The organism is Mesobacillus persicus (assembly GCF_900109925.1).
Taxonomy (GTDB): Bacteria; Bacillota; Bacilli; order Bacillales; family Cytobacillaceae; genus Mesobacillus_B; species Mesobacillus_B persicus.
Map to the genome: position 1 here is coordinate 206226 of NZ_FOBW01000002.1, position 18500 is coordinate 224725.

Below are 18500 nucleotides of genomic sequence, written 5' to 3' on the forward strand. Positions count from 1 at the left end.
TAAAATAACACTAATTATTATATTGAGATTTTTTCTTCACTTAATACTTTTTGCAAAAACGGCTTTACTTCAGAAATGAAATAAAGAGAACCAGTAATAACAAGCACTTCGTCCCTAAGTTTAACTACCTCTTCAGAAAGATAGGAACGCCATTCTTCTACACCCATTTTATTTTCCGATTTACTCAACTTCACCAAATCCCCCGCGGCCGCGGCACGTGGGAAATCAAACGAAACAAAACTAATCTGATCTGCCACTTGATCTAGCTGAGCTATCATTTTATCTAGCTTTTTGTCTTTTAAAGCTGCAAATACGATATAAATTGAACGATTGGCATACCGTGTAGACAATGCCTGCACTAATGTTGAGACACCTTCATCATTATGTGCCCCGTCAATGATGACTAAAGGCTGGTCTGAAAGAACTTCTAACCTTCCTGGCCAATAGCCGGCGCGCAATCCGTTTCTAATTGCTTGTTCATTGACGGAAAGATGTTTTTGTTCGTTCAGGTATTGTAGCGCAACGACCGCTAAACTAGCATTCTCCGTCTGATGTTTGCCAAGCATTGCAATCTCTAAATCTGCAAAATTGCCAAACTTACTATCCACGGAAAACTGTTCACCTTTAGTTAAGGACTGATAACTAGGAATTGAAAAATCCCCATTCAACACAAAAATTGGCGCATTTTTTTCGGTTGCTTGCTTCTTGATGACCTGTAGCGCTCCTTCATGCTGAACCGCGGTAAACACTGGTGTGTTGTCTTTAATAATCCCTGCTTTTTCAAAAGCAATTTTTTCATACGTATCTCCAAGGATATTTGTATGATCCAAGCCAATGCTTGTAATGATTGACGCCAAAGGCTGAATGATATTTGTTGAGTCAAATCTTCCGCCTAAGCCAACCTCAAAGAGAACAACATCAACAGGGCGAACTTCGGCAAAATAATAAAATGCCATTGCGGTAATAACCTCAAACTCTGTTGGTCCGCCTAACTCGGTTTCCCCTAATTCATCTGCCAATGGTCGAATGACATTTACAAGCCTCACTAAATCTTCATCATTGATACTCTGTCCATTTACACTAATGCGTTCATTAAATTGTTCAATATATGGTGAAGTAAAAGTGCCAACAGTATAGCCACTGTTTTCAAGAACCGTCCGCAGATAGGTGACGGTAGACCCTTTCCCATTCGTACCGCCAACATGAATCGCTTTAAGTTTTTTATCAGGAGACTCAAGCCTTTCCATCATCCATTCCATCCGCTTTAACCCTGGCTTTATCCCTAACCTTAACCTTGCATGAATCCAGTCAAGGGCTTGTTTGTAAGTAGTAAACATTCATGACACCCCATCCTATTAAAATAAAGAGGAGACGGTCCACTGGACACGTCTCCCCTATTATACATGGTATTTATCCTCTTAGCTCTTGAATTCTTGCTTCAACAGCGGAACGTTTTTCCATATAATCCTTTTCTTTCGCACGTTCTTCTTCAATAACTTTTCCCGGTGCTTTTTTAACAAAACCTTCATTGCTTAATTTCTTTTGAACGCGTTCTACTTCTTTGTTCAGCTTTTCGCGTTCTTTTTCAAGACGTGCGATCTCTTCGTCAATATTAAGTAAACCTTCGAGTGGAAGAATGATTTCAAGCCCAGTAACAACGGCTGTCATTGCTTTATCTGGGGCCTCCACATTCGTTCCCATTTCTAAAGTTTCAGGATTACAGAAGCGCTCAAGATAGGCGCGGTTCTTCTCAACAATCGCAAGAACTTGTTCATCCTTTACTTTTAGGAACATCTTAATCTTCTTGCTTAATGGCGTGTTTACTTCAGCACGGATATTACGTACGGAACGAATGATTTCAACGAGCAACTTCATTTCGGCTGCTGCACTTTCATCTGTCAGACTTGAATCAACTTTTGGCCACTCTGCAACCGTAATTGACTCGCCTTGATGCGGTAGGTTCTGCCAAATTTCTTCAGTGATAAACGGCATGAATGGATGAAGCAAACGCATTGTATTATCTAGTACATAGGCAAGAATCGATCTTGTTGTTTTCTTCGCTGCTTCGTCTTCTCCATATAGAGGAAGCTTTGCCATCTCAATATACCAGTCACAGAAATCATCCCAGATGAAATTGTAAAGGACACGGCCAACTTCACCAAACTCATAGCGGTCAGATAATCTTGTTACGGTTTCAATCGTTTCGTTTAGTCTCGTTAAAATCCACTTGTCAGCAACAGACTTTTCACCTGACAAATCGATTTCTTCATATTTAAGTCCATCCATATTCATCAATGCAAAACGAGAGGCATTCCAAATTTTATTAGCAAAATTCCAAGTGGACTCTACTTTTTCATAAGAGAAACGTAAGTCTTGACCTGGCGAACTTCCAGTAGAAAGGAAATAACGAAGAGAGTCGGCACCATATTGGTCGATAACATCCATCGGGTCAACGCCGTTACCAAGGGACTTACTCATCTTGCGTCCTTCAGAATCACGAACTAGGCCATGAATCAAAACATCTTTGAATGGTCGCTCTCCAGTGAACTCTATTCCTGAGAAAATCATTCGTGATACCCAGAAGAAGATAATATCGTAACCCGTTACAAGGGCAGCGGTTGGGTAATAGCGTTTGAAATCAGCAGCTTCTGTATCAGGCCAGCCCATTGTTGAGAACGGCCATAATGCTGAACTGAACCATGTATCTAGAACATCTTTATCTTGCTCCCAATTCTCAATATCTGCAGGTGGTTCGTGGTCAACATGGACTTCGCCTGTTTCTTTATGATACCAAGCTGGGATGCGGTGTCCCCACCATAGCTGTCTTGAAATACACCAATCACGGATGTTTTCCATCCAGTGAAGATACGTTCTCTCAAAACGGTCTGGCACAAAGTTAACTTTGTCTTCTTTTTCCTGAAGTGCGATGGCTTCATCCGCTAGCGGCTGCATTTTAACGAACCATTGTGTAGAAAGATACGGTTCAACAACGGCTCCACTACGCTCAGAGTGACCAACAGAATGCATATGCTCTTCAATTTTAAACAGAACATCCTGCTCTTGAAGGTCTTTGACAATCTGTTTGCGGCATTCGAAACGATCCATGCCTTGATATTTTGCAGCTTGCGCGTTCATCGTACCGTCTTCATTCATCACAAGAATTCTCTCAAGATTATGGCGGTTACCGATTTCAAAGTCATTCGGGTCATGAGCTGGCGTGATTTTAACTGCCCCAGAACCGAACTCCATATCCACATAATCATCGCCAACAATCGGAATTTCGCGTCCTACGATTGGGAGAGTAACCGTCTTGCCGATTAGATGCTTGTAACGTTCGTCTTCAGGATGAACGGCAACTGCTGTGTCACCAAGCATCGTTTCAGGACGTGTTGTTGCCACTTCGATATGTCCGGAACCGTCTGCAAGCGGGTATCTCATGTGATAGAAAGCACCTTGGACATCCTTATAGATAACCTCTATATCAGATAGAGCGGTTTTCGTGGATGGATCCCAGTTGATGATATATTCGCCGCGGTAGATGAGTCCTTTTTTATATAAAGAGACAAATACTTCACGTACTGCTTTGGATAACCCTTCATCAAGTGTGAAACGCTCACGGCTATAATCTAGTCCGAGGCCAAGCTTTGACCATTGCTGGCGGATAAAGCCTGCATATTCTTCTTTCCACTTCCAGGTTTCTTCAACGAATGCCTCACGCCCAAGGTCATAACGGCTCTTGCCTTCTTCTTTGAGCTTTGCTTCAACTTTTGCTTGAGTGGCGATTCCGGCATGATCCATACCTGGTAGCCAGAGTACATCATAGCCTTGCATCCGCTTCATTCTAGTTAAAATATCTTGTAATGTCGTATCCCATGCATGACCTAGATGCAAGCGCCCCGTTACATTTGGTGGTGGGATAACAATTGTGTATGGTTGTTTCTGCTTATCGTTTTTCGCTTCAAAAAACTTCCCTTTTGTCCACCAGTCGTAGCGACCTTTTTCGATGGATGCCGGGTCATATTTTGTTGGCATCGTTAAATTTTCTTCCATGTGCTTTCCTCCTGATTTTTTCAAATAAACACAAAAAACTCCATTCGCCTAATAAAAGGACGAATGGAGTGCGATTCGCGGTACCACCTTTTTTCCAGACAGAAATAACCCTGACTGGCTCTCAACAAGATAACGGACTTTTCCGTCTCCGACTACTAGGACAAACGTCCGTTGGCGGGAGAAGCTCGAGGGCGACCTTCCAATGTACCAAACTTAGAAAACCTCGCAGCAATTGGTTTTCCTCTCTTGAAGATGGTAAGCACTGTACTCTTCCCTGTCTAAGCTTTAAACGATTTATTAATATATTAGATATAGTACATATAAAGGAGATTATCGTCAATATTCATTTCCTATTTTTCAATATTTTATACCGACCTTTCTTTTTAAGTGCATACTTTAGGCACTTAATAACTTCTAAGTACATACCATAAAAATAAAAAGCAGCCGAGGAGGACCATTAAAATGAGGAAAAGGTATAATCCCTACACATACCCGCGGTGGTTGAAAAACATTAGGGGTGTATGTGCACAGTTTGCAATCCCGATTTCGGTGTTTCAGGGAATCCGGACGATTTTGTTTCCAACGGGTTTTGATGTGTTGTTACTTGCGTTAGTGATTCTTGGGGCCGTTGCTCTTCATCTCCAAATTATATAAAATGAGCCCAAGTTGCTTTTTAACTTTGGGCTCCTTCTTGTTCTGCTTGTCGCTTTGCTTCTGCAATAGCGGCTTGTTTTTGTTGTTCAATTTCCTCGAGCCTCATGGCAACATATTCGGTATTTTTTAAATGCCAGTAATGTCTTTGTAGCCTTTGGACATATTTTCGCTCATCTAGTTTCGTATTTTGCATATGGTAGGCCTCCGCTGTTCGTAGCAATCCCGTTGGGTAGGCGAAATAGCTTAAGAACAGTAAGCGTTCATCCTCCTTTAATGGAAAATAGTTTAAATACATGCTAACCCAATCAACTGCTTCCTCCGACCTTTTTGGTCTTGTTTTTAGATGCCTCGAAAGGTAGGGGAGAAGATCTTGTATCGGTGAGCCAAGTCTTGATTTCTCAAAATTGGTAAAATAGCCATACCCTTTTTCGTCATATAAAAAATGCTCGGTTGAAAGATAGCCATGGAGTTGAACCATGCGGGCCTTCTTTTGATCTTTCGTCTTTTCCCGCCAGCTTTCAAGCTTTTGTTTCGCAAAGCCCATGGCCTGCCGAATGCTATGGTAGTACAAGCAAAACGTTAGCTGAAAAGGAGACATATAGACCTCGTTTTCACAGGCTTCGATAAAACCATCTAAAAACTCTTCGTCCTTTTCCCATTGCTTGATCATATTTTCATAGTGTTCTTCACGAGATTCTTGGCTGATCTCGACTTCTCTTCCTGATAAGGTGTGCATCCGCGCTAATTCGCGGAACATTTGAACTGGCCGTTCATCTCGGTTTTCTTTTTCTTCATTTGGAAGCCACGGCATTAAGTAATACAAGCCACTCCGCTCGTAAACCGCATACCGTCCATCGTTTGTGGGGAAAATTGGGACAATCCGGTTATAGCCTTTCTGATATAAAAAATGAACCTGACGGATGAAATCAATTCCGTGATGCGGATCGATTCTTTTGAGAGCAAACGTGCCTGATTGCGCGTACACCTTTTTTACATTGCCAAAATCCTCGACAAAATGAGGTCTAATCTCATAGTTTTTAAGGATACCCGCTGCTTCTGACAGTGCATTTTCGTTATCCATCTCTTTCACTCACTTTCACAGCATCTGAGAAAAGCATAAGCGCCCGGTAAGCGACGTATGGACTGGAGCGCTTCGACTGATGAGATAAAGGAAACACGAAGAGCGTTAGCGCATTCGTGCTTGACTTATCGTAGGGAGAAGCGTGAAGTACACTAGTCGCTGGGCGCTGAAGCTGGACATTTCTCAAAATGAAAACTTATACATTCTTGGCTACAAAAAGAGTTGAGCAGGTTAAATAACCTGCTCCGCTCGACTGCATTTTTATTACTCAATCTTTTTAATGCTTAATGTATTCTGCAGGAACATATAATACCTGGCCTTCTGCTACATCTTGATCCAATCCAAGGTGATTGAGACTCAAGATTTGTTGAACGGAAACTTCATAGCGGTCAGCTATTTCCTGAATGCTATCGCCTTGTTGAACGATACAAACGCGAAGCTTTGCGACCTCCGACTCCTCTTTACGTGCAAGGAATTCGGCAATCGAAAGACCTTTTTTCTTTGAAGCTTTCTTGCTTTTAGGCTTTTCTTCAGAAGATGACGATGAGCTGGAGCTTTCTTCGACTTCTTCCACAACCGCTTCAACCTGTGCCTTTTGATTGATAATCGGTACTTGCTGCACCTCAGGCTCAACTGTTTCTTCTGCTCTTTCAACTAATTCCGGTTCATTTTCCTCGACTGCCGACGGGGTTGACTCCGCCTCAGCAACAGGGAACGGGGTTACGTTTGAGTTCGATTCTTCCTCTTGTGTAGAGGCAGATTGTTCTAACCCCTGTGACCATAAAGAAGCTGGCTCTTGGGCCTGATTGTTCACATTTTGTGCAGACTCCGCCTTTTCCTCAGTGGCTAGCTGAGGTTCTTTTTTAGCTTCTGCTCTGAAAGGTTCATAGAGACTTGAAGCCTCTTGATTCGCATTTTCTGTTTGAGCTTCTGGTTGAGGGACAAACGAGTATTGCTGGTATTCAGGAACATCAGGCTCTATCTGTTCCGCCTTCCCAAATGATGTTTCAACCTCTTGTTCTTGTTGAATCTCTGCCTCCGCTGTTGCTGTTTGACGATACAACGGCTCGAGATCCTCCACTTCTACTGCAGATGAAGATGGTGCTTCTTCCTCTTCTTCACTTCCATGCTGTTGCTCGCCGTATAAACCGGTGATGGCAAGTTCTGCCGTCAGCTTCATGCTGTTTTGTTCTGGAAAGTCATAATCGAATGTTTCGACCGCAATGTCGATATCGTCAATGCTCTGAATCCGGTTTTGAGGAATGGTGATGTCGACTGGAAACTGATGAAGAAATTCTAAAGCTCCTTCTTCTCTTTCCGTTACCGAGTGGACCACTCTTCCGTTTAACGGAGGTCCAGCCTCTCCCTCCCCCGTTTGTTCCGGGCATTTATATTCGCCGCTCAACGCTAACGAACCTTTAATCGTCACATATTGATCGTTTTCTTGGATGGTGATATCTGGGTCTAGTGAAATGGAGATAAGCTCCGCGACTTCCTGTCCTCTTTGGAACCAAACTGATTCCTCAAGGGAAAAGCGCAGGCATGATTGATTTCCCGTAGACAAAGCGACTCCTCCTTTCGTTTCACAAGCATAAAATCACTATGTCAATTACACTTTATGAGGCGTGGATTGGTTTTATGATAAAAAAGGGAACATGAGTTGATTGGAGGGCACTGAAAATCCTTCAGATTTTTGAAAAAGTAATCTCTTCAATAAAAAAAACGACTCTAAAATTCAAATTTGAATCTAGATTCGTTTTTATGTTTCATAAACAAATGGGAAAGCCTATTGAATTAACCAAAGTATAGGACACTGTTGATTGGAGTGGAAGGCGGCGAAGACTCCTGCGGGAGTACGGGGCAGGGGAGACCCCACAGGTGCCTAAGGCACCGAGGAGGCTCCCCGGCACGCCCGCGGAAAGCGAAGCCGCCTGGAACGGAAATCAACAACTATGTTTTAGTACATTACTAAATTCCAAGGGACTTTTTCAGTGACCTCAGTTGATTGAGGTGTATTTTTTTCAAACAAACTAAAAAAACCCACATCTCCAAAACGGAAATGTGGGTTGATCGCAATTTTAACTATAAAACTAACCTTTCAGCCGCGAAAATGCCTTCTCGACCGCTGCAATGGTTTTAACAATATCCTCATCGCTATGCTCAGTGGACAAGAATAAGCCTTCAAATTGTGATGGTGGCAAGAATACACCTTCATTGGCCATTTCACGATAATAATTCGCGAAATACTCAAGGTTTGAGGTCTTTGCAACATCATAGTTGATGACATTTTCATCGGTAAAGAAGAAGCCAATCATCGAACCTGCACGATTAAATGAAACTGGGATCTCATACTTCTCCGCAGCTGCTTTAATTCCAGCTTCCAATAGATCTGCTTTCCTCTGAAACTCTACATAAGATTCTGGAGTAAGCTGACTTAATGTTTCATAACCAGCCGTCATTGCAAGTGGGTTCCCTGATAGGGTTCCAGCTTGGTAAATCGGACCGCTTGGTGCGATTTGTTCCATGATTTCCTTTTTACCACCATAAGCACCTACTGGAAGACCACCGCCGATGACCTTTCCTAGGCAAGTTAGGTCAGGAGTAACATTGAAATGGCCTTGCGCACAGTTGTAGCCGACGCGGAAGCCGGTCATAACCTCGTCAAAGATCAGAAGAGACCCGGACTCGCTGGTAACCTCACGTAAGCCCTCTAGGAAGCCTGGAAGCGGTGGGACAACGCCCATGTTTCCAGCAACCGGTTCAACAATCACACAAGCGATGTCATCTCCAAATTGTTCAAACGCATAGCGAACACTCTCTAAGTCATTGTAGGCAACCGTAATCGTGTTTTTAGCGACACTTTCAGGAACCCCTGGGCTATCAGGCAAACCAAGCGTAGCGACGCCAGAACCGGCTTTAATCAACAATGAATCACCATGGCCATGATAGCAGCCTTCAAACTTAAGAATCTTGTTACGCCCGGTGTATCCACGAGCAAGACGAAGCGCACTCATCGTCGCTTCTGTACCGGATGAAACCATCCGCACTACTTCAATTGATGGCACACGCTCGATGACAAGCTCAGCCATTTTATTTTCCATCTCGGTTGGAGCACCAAAGCTTGTACCCATTTCAGCTACCTTTTTAAGCGCTTCAACGACACGGTCGTTCGAATGGCCAAGGATTAATGGTCCCCATGAAAGAACGTAGTCGATATATTCATTGCCATCGATATCGTAAATTTTCGAACCTTTGCCTCGTTCCATAAAAATCGGGTCCATATTGACAGATTTAAATGCACGGACAGGGCTGTTTACGCCGCCAGGCATTAACTTTTTTGCTTGTTCAAATGCTGCAACTGATTTTTCATATGATCGCATCTATGATCCCTCTCTTTATTAGTAGCACTGTTAAAAAAGTCAGTTGATTTCCACTCCAGGCACTCGCTTTCCGCGGGCGTGCCGGTGAGCCTCCTCGGAGCTTAACGCGCCTGTGGGGTCTCACCCGCCCCGTACTCCCGCAGGACATTGAATTTTGCATCATTGAACCCGCCCACGCACAGAAAATGCGTTTTTTCATTTTCGAGGAGTCGAGTGCCTTCCGTTCCAATCAACTGTTTCCTTTAACAGAGCCTATTTTTTAAGCCGAAGCACTTTGGACTTGGACGCGCTTCACCTAAGAATCATCAAGCTATATTTTATTGTCCCTTAAGCCAACGAGCGGCATCCTTTGCATGGTAAGTGATGATTAAATCGGCACCGGCACGTTTCATGCCTGTTAGCATTTCCATGACGATTCGTTCTTCGTCGATCCAATCATTCGCAGCGGCCGCTTTCACCATGGAGTACTCACCGCTGACGTTATAAATAACGACAGGAACGTTAAAGTTATTCTTCACATCACGAACGATATCTAGGTATGGCATTCCTGGTTTTACAATCAGGAAGTCTGCGCCTTCATCCACATCTGACTCTGCTTCGCGCATCGCTTCTAGGCGGTTCGCTGGGTCCATTTGATAGGTTTTACGATCACCAAATTGCGGTGTGCTATCGGCAGCATCACGGAATGGACCGTAAAAAGCAGAAGCATATTTAACTGCATAAGACATGATTGGAATATTTTCAAAACCTGCTTCATCCAATCCAGCACGAATTGCCGCAACAAAACCATCCATCATATTAGAAGGAGCAATAATATCCGCACCTGCTTGCGCCTGGCTTACAGCCGTTTGCACCAATAAGTCAAGTGAAGAATCATTATGTACATCGCCGTTTTCAATCAAGCCGCAATGCCCATGGCTTGTATATTCACAAAGGCATGTATCAGCTACTACAATTACCTCTGGATAGTTTTCTTTAATGAAACGAGTGGCGACCTGAACGATTCCGTGGTCATGGTAGGCCTGTGTTCCACATTCGTCCTTTTCATCAGGAACGCCGAATAATAATACGGACTTAATCCCTAGACCCACAACTTCGTCCATTTCAGCCTTAAGGTTATCCATCGAAAGCTGATAAACACCAGGCATAGACTTTACTTCATTTTTTTTATTTTCCCCTTCAAGGATAAACAACGGATAGATAAAATCTTCAGTGCGAAGATGAGTTTCGCGTACAAGTGATCGCATAGTTGCACTGCTGCGCAGGCGACGATGACGGGAAAATTGGAGATCTTTCATTCTAGCTCCTCCTATTCATTCTTCAAATATTCAATCACACTATTCATCATTTCTTCGACGGTGTACGTTTTTGGACAAGCGTGAACCGTTAAGCCATATTCTTCTGCTTTACGCTTCGAGACCGGGCCAATACAAGCGACAATACAGTCAGCTATTTTATCTTCTAATTGATAGTCTCTCACAGTTTCCATAAAATGATTGATGGTCGATGGACTCGTAAACGCGAGAATATCAAGTTTTTCCTTAGACACCATTTCTGCAAGCTGGCTGCGGCTTTCCTCCGGCATATAGGTTTCATAGATAACTAACTCATCCACCAATACGCCGTGTTTTTTTAACGAAGAGGAAATATACTCTCTCGCTAGATTCCCTTTTGGGATCAGCACGCGCATTCCTTCGCTGACATGGGGAAGGAATTCCTCTACAAAACCTTCAGCTACATACTCTTTTGGCGTAAAACTAGCTTGATAATTCTTTTCTTCTAGCACTTCTCTCGTCTTCGATCCAATTACCGCAATTTTAGGAAAAGGCTTCCCATTATTTTTGTAGTAGGAAAAGAATGTTTCAACTGTGACATTACTAGTAAAAACAATCCAGTCGTATTTATGTATTTCTTTTAATATGTAAAATAATTCTTCAGACATAGCAACAGGGCGAAAAGCAATTAGAGGGATTTCAGCAGGAATCCCTCCAAGCCTTTCGACCAATTCTGAAAAAGCTTTCGCCTGTTTTGCTCCTCTTGGAATCAAGACGTGTTTATTTTGCAGAGGAGGAGCGGAAATCATTCCGAATCTAGCTCCGCTTTTACCGAATCAATAAGGTCTTTAGCGCCTTGACTAATTAACTGATCAGCGGCACGATTTCCTACTTCAACAGGATTTGTTCCTGTCACGATTTCTTTATAGATGACTTTTCCATCTGGTGAACCAACAAGAGCCGTTAACACGATTTCGTTTTTGTCATTTAGGTCTGCATAACCTGCAATCGGTACCTGACAGCCACCTTCCATTTTTGCAAGGAAAGCACGTTCGGCAATGACCGTGTCAGACGTTTTCATGTCAGTGAACTTACCTAACCACTCAAGAAGCTCTTTATCGTCCTCACGACACTCGATTGAGAGCGCGCCTTGACCAACAGCAGGAACACAGATGTCTTGGTCGATGAACTCTGTTACTGTATCTTCTGCCCAGCCCATACGTTTCAAACCAGAAGCAGCAAGAATAATTCCATCGTACTCACCAGACTCTAGCTTCGCCATCCGTGTATCAATGTTTCCACGAATCCACTTAATCTCTAAATCAGGGCGTCTAGCAAGAATTTGCGCGCTACGGCGAAGGCTGCTAGTTCCAATCACGGCGCCACTCGGAAGATCATTTAAAAGAACATCTCCGTTGGAAATTAACACATCACGTGGGTCTTCTCGTTCTGGAATTGAACCGATGACTAGTCCTTCTGGAAGAACAGCTGGCATATCCTTCATGCTGTGGACGGCCATATCAATTCTTTTATCAAACATAGCTTGTTCAATCTCTTTAACGAATAACCCTTTGCCGCCAACTTTAGAAAGTGTCACATCGAGGATTTTATCCCCTTTTGTTACGATTTCTTCGACGCGGAACTCAAATGGTGCACCTAGCGCCTTCAACTGGTTAATCACCCAGTTTGTTTGTGTTAAAGCTAACTTACTTCTTCTCGAGCCTACTACGATTGTTCTCATGAAGATCCTCCTATTCGTACCAGAAATGGAACGATGATAATTGACCAAATAAGAAAAAATTAATTAATACGATTAAAAATGAACCTATATTCCAAAGCGCGAGCGATCGACCATGTTTCCCTTGTGCGACGCGCAAATATAAATAAATACTAAAGACTAATAAGACAAAAAACGAGCCGATAACCTTTGAATCATACCAGACAAAATCGTGAATTTTAATCCAGGCCCACTGCAATCCAAGGATTAGACTAAGCAGAAGGAGTGGCACTCCAATCACATTCAAAATATAGGACATCTTCTCTAGTTTTGTTAAATCGGCAATTCGCCATAAAAGCTTGCCCCATTTCTTCCGTTTCAGCAATTCGTATTGCAGCAAATAGAGCAGGGAAAATACGAACGAAATCGAAAAGGCACCATATGAAAGAATCGCCAAGATGATATGAATAAGCAATAGTTCAGAGACCATTTGCTCCGCGATAAGATTGGATTCCAAATGTTGCGGGGCGAAAGTGTGAATACACATAATAATGAAACCAAGTATATTCGTAAAAAAAACGATAAAATCAACCTTCATCAAACGGTTAATAATTAGTGAAAGGGAAACTAGTATCCAGGTATAAAAGTACAACCCCTCAAACAGGGTCAGCACTGGAAATCTCCCAGTTTCAAACATATACAACAACAGAAAAAGCGTTTGCAAAAGCCATACAAATGCAAGTAACCAGAAGGCAATTTTGTTTGCCTTCCGGTTACGGTTAAGGAAGTCAATAAAATATAAGAGCACGCTTGCGCAGTAAACTAAAATCGTCAGCTCATGCATGCGGGTCATAAAAAGATCGGACATAGCCAAGACCTCGCTCACGATTGAAATGAAGCTTGAGGGACTTGAACAACAGTCTGTTTAGCTTCAGTCGGTTTCAATCCTTTTTGTTCAGCTACTTGCTGCTCAATATTAAATATTTTCACAAACAATTCTAGCGCTTCATCCGCATCGCGACGTGACGGGATCTCCTTTGCTTGGAGAATTGGATCTTTTAAAAGTTGATTAATAATACTCTTTGTATGCTTATTAATCACCTTCATGTCACGCTCAGAAAGATGGGACAGCTTGCGCTCAATACTGTTCATTGTCTCTTGCTGAATGTCTAGTGCTTTCACACGTAGTGCTGAAATAACAGGGACAACACCAAGTGTATTAATCCACTGTTTGAAGAGAACAATTTCCTCTTCAATCGTCAGCATAATTTTCTGCGCTGCCTTTTTGCGTTCTTGAAGGTTGGCTTCAACGATTCCTTCAAGATCATCAATATCATAAAGGAACATATTTTCAAGAGAAGCGATACCAGGGTCAAGATCACGAGGAACAGCAATATCAACCATGAACAATGGCTTGCCCTTTCTGAGGCCACCAACCATTGCCATCATTTCCTTCGTGACAACGAAGTCCTTTGCGCCCGTAGAACTAATCAGAATATCGGCATCAACTAGCGCGCATTGCAGCTCTTTTAGCGTTTTAGCAACGCCAGAGAAACGGCTTGCTAAATCCTCTGCCTTTTGATAAGTCCTGTTAATAACAGTTACCTTTTTAGCTCCATTGGCATGAAGATTTTGAATCGCTAATTCACCCATCTTACCCGCACCGAGGATTAAGACATGCTTGTTCTCTAATGAACCGAAAATCTTCTTCGCTAGTTCGACGGCAGCATAACTGATTGAAACGGCATTCGCGCCAATTTCTGTTTCAGAGTGAGCACGTTTAGCTACAGTGACTGCTTGCTTAAACAAATGATTAAACACTGTGCCTGTCGTCTTCTCTTCTTGTCCAATTAAAAAGCTTGATCGGACTTGTCCGAGAATCTGAGTTTCCCCAAGAACCATTGAATCCAATCCACATGCTACTTTAAACAAATGCTCAACCGCACCGTCTTGTTCATAAACAAACAAATACGGAGAGAACTCATTTTGTTCCATTCCGAACCATTCGGCTAAAAATTCTTTTATATAATAGCGGCCTGTATGAAGCTGGTCTACAACAGCATAAATCTCTGTTCGGTTACAAGTTGATATGATGATATTTTCAAGGATGCTCTTTTTGTTTTGAAGCGTCTGCATCGCATCCCTTAAGTTTTTCTCATCAAATGTTAACTTTTCCCGAATCTCTACAGGGGCTGTTCGATAGTTTAATCCTACGACCATGATATGCATTGAATAAGACACCCCCAAACAAAAATTACCCTCGATTACTTTTTTAATTATAACATCATAAATTTAATAAACTTTTAAGAATTGTGAACATCCACCGAAAATCTCATTTATAAAATATCCCATTTCACAGCTTTACCATGATGAGAAATGATGGTTAAATAATAAGATAAGACAATACTTAAATTCTTTATATCTCCTTATGTACCCTACCAAAAATTCGACAATAATTCAAGTATCCTTAACTGAAGGTGGTGAAGTATGAAAAGTCAAAACACGATTCCGGGAATTATCTTAATTGGTTTTGGAGTATATTATTATCTTCAGCAAACGAATATCATCCTGTTTGATCAATTTTATACGTGGCCGACCTTGATGCTGATTGTTGGACTTGCCTTTTTAGTTCAGGCATACCGCGGGAACGATTATGACTCGATTCTCCCTGGTGTCATTCTCTTCGGATTCGGCATCCATCTTCACATCGTCGGGAGACTTTCGATTTGGCCAGATCACTTAGGTGCGTTTATTTTAATCATCGCTTTGGCGTTTCTGTTGCGCTATCAAAAAACTGGCACAGGCTTATTCCACGGCATTCTCTTTCTTATTCTTGCCGCGCTGTTGCTATTTTATGAGCAAATTTCCAATTGGCTGGCAACATTGGAAACAGGACTTGCGGTTGTTTGGAAGTTTTGGCCCATTGCACTTATTTTAATTGGAATTTATTTGTTGTTTTTTAAGCGGAAATAAACATTTTACATAGTGTCTTGTTGACAGTAAAAAACCTGATGCACCTTGAGCATCAGGTTTTTATGTTTTCTCTCTTAACCAAGGATGTTGATTTCCGCTCCAGGCGCTTGCTTTCCGCGGGGCGTGCGGTGAGCCTCCTCGTCGCTTTCGCTCCTGCGGGGTCTCACCTGTCCCACTACTCCCGCAGGAGTCAAGCGCCTTCCGCTCCAATCAACGGTTAGCAAACAAAATCAACATTCCCTCTAACAGAGTTCAACTATTTATTCGCATATGCCTGAAGAATGCTCCAGGCTTTGTCTTTCCCTTCTCCTGTTTCGGAAGAGAAGAGGATGAGTGCATCTTCTTCGTCGAATTCTAATGTTTCCTTGACGATTTTGATGTGCTTTTGCCATTTCGATTTCGGGATTTTATCCGCTTTCGTGGCAACGACAATCACTGGGATATTGTAGTGTTTCAGAAAGTCATACATTGTTCGATCATCAACCGATGGAGGATGACGAAGATCAACTAATAAGATAACGGCCTTGAGCTGTTCTCTTGAGGTAATATAGGTTTCAATCATTCTTCCCCATGCGGCACGTTCCGTTTTCGACACTTTGGCATAACCGTAACCTGGGACATCAACAAAATAAAGGATTTCATTGATTAAAAAGAAGTTTAACGTTTGTGTTTTCCCAGGCTTTGAAGACGTTCTTGCCAATGCCTTACGATTTAACATTTTATTGATAAAAGACGACTTGCCGACGTTTGATCGGCCGGCAAGCGCAAACTCCGGTAGGTCCCCTTCTGGATACTGGGCGGGCCTAACCGCACTGATGACTATATCTGCAGATGTTACTTTCATTGTTTAACTCCCTCAGCAAGGGCATGAACGAGAACTTCGTCTACATGCGAAACGAGTACAAACTCAAGTTGATTACGAACGCTTTCTGGAATATCATCAATATCCTTTTCGTTATCTTTCGGTAGAATGATTTTCGTTAATCCAGCCCTATGAGCACTTAATGTTTTTTCTTTTAATCCACCAATTGGAAGTACACGGCCACGTAGCGTGATTTCACCGGTCATACCGACTTCTCGGCGAATTGGTCTTCCAGACAGAGCAGACACGAGGGCCGTAGCAATCGTGATCCCTGCCGAAGGGCCATCCTTTGGAGTTGCCCCTTCTGGTACGTGAATATGGATATCCAGTTTTTCATGGAAATCTTCATCGATTCCGAGTTCCTTCGTTTTTGAACGAACGTAGCTAAACGCCGCTTGCGCTGACTCTTTCATGACGTCGCCTAATTTCCCTGTTAAAACAAGTTTGCCTTTACCAGGAGATAGCGATACTTCAATTTGCAATGTATCCCCGCCAACCGTTGTGTAAGCAAGGCCGGTTGCAACCCCGATTTGATCTTCCATTTCCGCTTCACCATAACGGAATTTCGGTTTGCCGAGGAAATCAACAACGTTCTTTTCGTTAACGACAACGCGCTTTTTCGATTCAGATACAATAATTCTTGCGGTTTTACGGCAAATCGTCGCTAGCTGGCGTTCAAGAGAACGCACCCCTGCTTCTCGTGTGTAGTGGCGAATAATTTCCAATAACGCCTCTTCACGTATTTGCAATTGTGCTTTTGATAAACCATGGTCCTCAATTTGCCTTTGGAGCAAGTGATCCTTGGCAATATGAACTTTTTCAAGCTCTGTATAGCCAGCAATTGTGATGATTTCCATCCGATCAAGTAACGGACCTGGGACAGTGCTTAGGTTATTCGCTGTCGCAATAAACATAACCTTCGATAAATCATATGTTTCTTCAATATAATGATCGCTAAAGTTATGGTTTTGTTCCGGGTCTAAAACTTCGAGCATCGCGGAAGATGGATCACCACGGAAATCGCTAGACATTTTATCAATTTCATCTAAAAGAAAGACTGGGTTGACGGTTCCAGCTTTTTTCATACCTTGAATAATACGTCCTGGCATCGCACCGACATATGTACGACGATGACCGCGGATTTCCGATTCATCACGAACGCCACCAAGAGAAATCCGAACAAAATTCCTGTTTAAGGATTTGGCAATTGAACGTGCTAGACTCGTTTTCCCGACCCCTGGAGGTCCAGCTAGACAAAGAATCGGTCCTTTTAAGGAATTCGTTAGCTTTTGAACAGCAAGGTATTCCAAGACACGTTCTTTCACCTTTTCAAGACCGTAGTGGTCCTCATTTAAAATATTCTCAGCTTTTTTGATGTTCAAGTCATCATCGGTTGCTTTTGACCAAGGTAGCGCAACTAGCCAGTCGATATAATTCCGAATGACCGCACTTTCTGCAGAAGTAGACGGAACCTTTTCATACCGATCAAGCTCTTTTAACGCCGTTTCCTTTATGTGGTCAGGCATTCCTGCTTTTTCGATTTTTTCCGTTAGCTCTGAAACTTCCCCAGTTTTCCCTTCTTTATCACCAAGTTCTTTCTGGATAGCTTTCATTTGCTCACGAAGATAGTATTCCTTTTGCGTCCTTTCCATGGAGCGCTTCACTCGTTGGCCGATTTTCTTTTCGAGATTCAGTACTTCTTTTTCATTATGAATAATTTCAACCACGCGATTCATGCGTTCTTTTTCATCAATTGTTTCTAATATCTCTTGCTTTTCTTTCAGCTTTAATGGCAAATGGGAGGAAATAATATCAGCCATTCTTCCTGGTTCTTCGATATCAGTAACCGAAGAATGGGTTTCAGCTGAAATTTTCTTAGACATTTTTATGTACTGTTCAAAATACTCGAGCATCGTTCTCATTAATGCTTCGTCTTCTACATCCTTCGTGTCACGATCCTCGTATGTTTTTAAGGTTGCAGAATAATGGCCTTCATCGTCATAGAAGTCAACAATTTCTGCCCGCTTTAGTCCTTCTACAAGCACACGAATCGTTCCATTTGGAAGCTTCAACATTTGCTTTACCTTTGTGAGCGTACCCATTCGATAAAGCTCGTCTTCCGTCGGCTCGTCTATTGAGACGTCCTTTTGAGTAGTAAGAAAGATCATATGGTCATCGACCATTGCCTTTTCTAGCGCCTGGACTGACTTTTCACGGCCTACATCTAGATGAAGTACCATCGTTGGATAGACCAAAAGTCCCCGAAGCGGTAATAATGGGACGGTTTTATTTTCCCCCATGTTATGCACCTCCACATGTATCATCAGTTGTACATGGATTCTTTGTTCAATTTTATCTTATTTACCTTCTAGTGTCTAATAACACAGTTTGAAGGTCCTAATACAGAAACGTTCATCCCTCATTAGTATCTGATTTCAGGTGGAAAATATGTCATGATTTTAGGGCGTTTTTCTAAAGATCATGTGTTTTATATGAAATTCTCTGTTGT

At 42.4% G+C, this 18500-nt stretch carries 14 protein-coding genes and 1 other annotated feature; of the genes, 2 read left to right on the forward strand and 12 right to left on the reverse strand.

Annotated features, from left to right (window positions below):
• Positions 1-17: 17 nt before the first annotated feature.
• Positions 18-1337 carry a bifunctional folylpolyglutamate synthase/dihydrofolate synthase gene (locus tag BMX30_RS03620; protein WP_090741290.1) on the reverse strand — a complete coding sequence of 440 codons (1320 nt, stop codon included), beginning with the start codon at positions 1335-1337 and terminating at the stop codon, positions 18-20.
• Positions 1338-1410: 73 nt separating this feature from the next.
• Positions 1411-4050 (reverse strand): valine--tRNA ligase, encoded by a 2640-nt coding sequence (locus BMX30_RS03625; RefSeq protein ID WP_090741292.1) that lies wholly within the window; start codon positions 4048-4050, stop codon positions 1411-1413.
• 52 nt (positions 4051-4102) lie between these two features.
• Positions 4103-4340, reverse strand: a binding site (T-box leader).
• A gap of 172 nt (positions 4341-4512) precedes the next feature.
• On the opposite strand from BMX30_RS03625, the gene BMX30_RS03630 reads away from it, so the two are divergent.
• Positions 4513-4704: a hypothetical protein gene (locus BMX30_RS03630; protein ID WP_090741294.1), complete on the forward strand. Its 192-nt coding sequence runs from the start codon at positions 4513-4515 to the stop codon at positions 4702-4704.
• A 19-nt stretch (positions 4705-4723) separates the two neighbouring features.
• On the opposite strand, the gene ysxE is transcribed toward BMX30_RS03630, so the two are convergent.
• The 8 genes from ysxE to hemA all read right to left on the reverse strand — a co-directional run bounded on the left by ysxE (position 4724) and on the right by hemA (position 14385).
• The gene (gene ysxE / locus BMX30_RS03635; protein ID WP_090741296.1) at positions 4724-5785 is read right to left on the reverse strand and encodes a spore coat protein YsxE; all 1062 of its coding nucleotides are present in this window, start codon (positions 5783-5785) and stop codon (positions 4724-4726) included.
• Positions 5786-6062: 277 nt separating this feature from the next.
• Positions 6063-7349, reverse strand: a complete 1287-nt coding sequence (spoVID, locus tag BMX30_RS03640; RefSeq protein WP_090741298.1) for a stage VI sporulation protein D — start codon at positions 7347-7349, stop codon at positions 6063-6065.
• A gap of 526 nt (positions 7350-7875) precedes the next feature.
• Positions 7876-9165: a glutamate-1-semialdehyde 2,1-aminomutase gene (gene hemL / locus BMX30_RS03645; RefSeq protein ID WP_090741300.1), complete on the reverse strand. Its 1290-nt coding sequence runs from the start codon at positions 9163-9165 to the stop codon at positions 7876-7878.
• A gap of 317 nt (positions 9166-9482) precedes the next feature.
• Complete coding sequence (gene hemB, locus BMX30_RS03655; RefSeq protein WP_090741304.1) at positions 9483-10463, reverse strand: porphobilinogen synthase; 981 nt, start codon at positions 10461-10463, stop codon at positions 9483-9485.
• A gap of 11 nt (positions 10464-10474) precedes the next feature.
• The gene (locus BMX30_RS03660) at positions 10475-11248 is read right to left on the reverse strand and encodes a uroporphyrinogen-III synthase (RefSeq protein ID WP_090741306.1); all 774 of its coding nucleotides are present in this window, start codon (positions 11246-11248) and stop codon (positions 10475-10477) included.
• On the reverse strand, positions 11245-12180 hold the full coding sequence (gene hemC / locus BMX30_RS03665; protein ID WP_090741308.1) for a hydroxymethylbilane synthase: 936 nt from the start codon (positions 12178-12180) through the stop codon (positions 11245-11247). Before hemC ends, BMX30_RS03660 begins: the two co-directional genes overlap by 4 nt.
• 10 nt (positions 12181-12190) lie before the next feature.
• Positions 12191-13024 (reverse strand): cytochrome c biogenesis protein CcsA, encoded by an 834-nt coding sequence (ccsA, locus tag BMX30_RS03670; RefSeq protein ID WP_090741310.1) that lies wholly within the window; start codon positions 13022-13024, stop codon positions 12191-12193.
• A 14-nt stretch (positions 13025-13038) separates the two neighbouring features.
• Entirely contained in the window at positions 13039-14385 is a 1347-nt protein-coding gene (hemA, locus tag BMX30_RS03675) for a glutamyl-tRNA reductase (RefSeq protein WP_090741312.1), read from the reverse strand.
• Positions 14386-14643: 258 nt separating this feature from the next.
• Between hemA and BMX30_RS03680 the strand changes: the two genes are divergently transcribed.
• Complete coding sequence (locus tag BMX30_RS03680; protein ID WP_090741313.1) at positions 14644-15129, forward strand: LiaI-LiaF-like domain-containing protein; 486 nt, start codon at positions 14644-14646, stop codon at positions 15127-15129.
• 256 nt (positions 15130-15385) lie between these two features.
• Here the strand turns inward: BMX30_RS03680 and yihA are convergent, their stop codons facing one another.
• On the reverse strand, positions 15386-15973 hold the full coding sequence (gene yihA / locus BMX30_RS03685; RefSeq protein WP_090741314.1) for a ribosome biogenesis GTP-binding protein YihA/YsxC: 588 nt from the start codon (positions 15971-15973) through the stop codon (positions 15386-15388).
• A complete protein-coding gene (lon, locus tag BMX30_RS03690) occupies positions 15970-18291 on the reverse strand; it encodes an endopeptidase La (protein ID WP_090741316.1) in 2322 nt (773 codons plus the stop codon). Before lon ends, yihA begins: the two co-directional genes overlap by 4 nt.
• Positions 18292-18500 lie beyond the last annotated feature (209 nt).

Excerpts from the sequence above, each read along its gene's own strand:
- BMX30_RS03620 (WP_090741290.1), bottom strand. The coding sequence starts at position 1,337 with ATGTTTACTACTTACAAACAAGCCCTTGACTGGATTCATGCAAGGTTA.
- BMX30_RS03625 (WP_090741292.1), bottom strand. The coding sequence starts at position 4,050 with ATGGAAGAAAATTTAACGATGCCAACAAAATATGACCCGGCATCCATC.
- BMX30_RS03630 (WP_090741294.1), top strand. The coding sequence starts at position 4,513 with ATGAGGAAAAGGTATAATCCCTACACATACCCGCGGTGGTTGAAAAAC.
- ysxE (WP_090741296.1), bottom strand. The coding sequence starts at position 5,785 with ATGGATAACGAAAATGCACTGTCAGAAGCAGCGGGTATCCTTAAAAAC.
- hemL (WP_090741300.1), bottom strand. The coding sequence starts at position 9,165 with ATGCGATCATATGAAAAATCAGTTGCAGCATTTGAACAAGCAAAAAAG.
- hemB (WP_090741304.1), bottom strand. The coding sequence starts at position 10,463 with ATGAAAGATCTCCAATTTTCCCGTCATCGTCGCCTGCGCAGCAGTGCA.
- BMX30_RS03660 (WP_090741306.1), bottom strand. The coding sequence starts at position 11,248 with ATGATTTCCGCTCCTCCTCTGCAAAATAAACACGTCTTGATTCCAAGA.
- hemC (WP_090741308.1), bottom strand. The coding sequence starts at position 12,180 with ATGAGAACAATCGTAGTAGGCTCGAGAAGAAGTAAGTTAGCTTTAACA.
- ccsA (WP_090741310.1), bottom strand. The coding sequence starts at position 13,024 with ATGTCCGATCTTTTTATGACCCGCATGCATGAGCTGACGATTTTAGTT.
- hemA (WP_090741312.1), bottom strand. The coding sequence starts at position 14,385 with ATGCATATCATGGTCGTAGGATTAAACTATCGAACAGCCCCTGTAGAG.
- BMX30_RS03680 (WP_090741313.1), top strand. The coding sequence starts at position 14,644 with ATGAAAAGTCAAAACACGATTCCGGGAATTATCTTAATTGGTTTTGGA.
- yihA (WP_090741314.1), bottom strand. The coding sequence starts at position 15,973 with ATGAAAGTAACATCTGCAGATATAGTCATCAGTGCGGTTAGGCCCGCC.
- lon (WP_090741316.1), bottom strand. The coding sequence starts at position 18,291 with ATGGGGGAAAATAAAACCGTCCCATTATTACCGCTTCGGGGACTTTTG.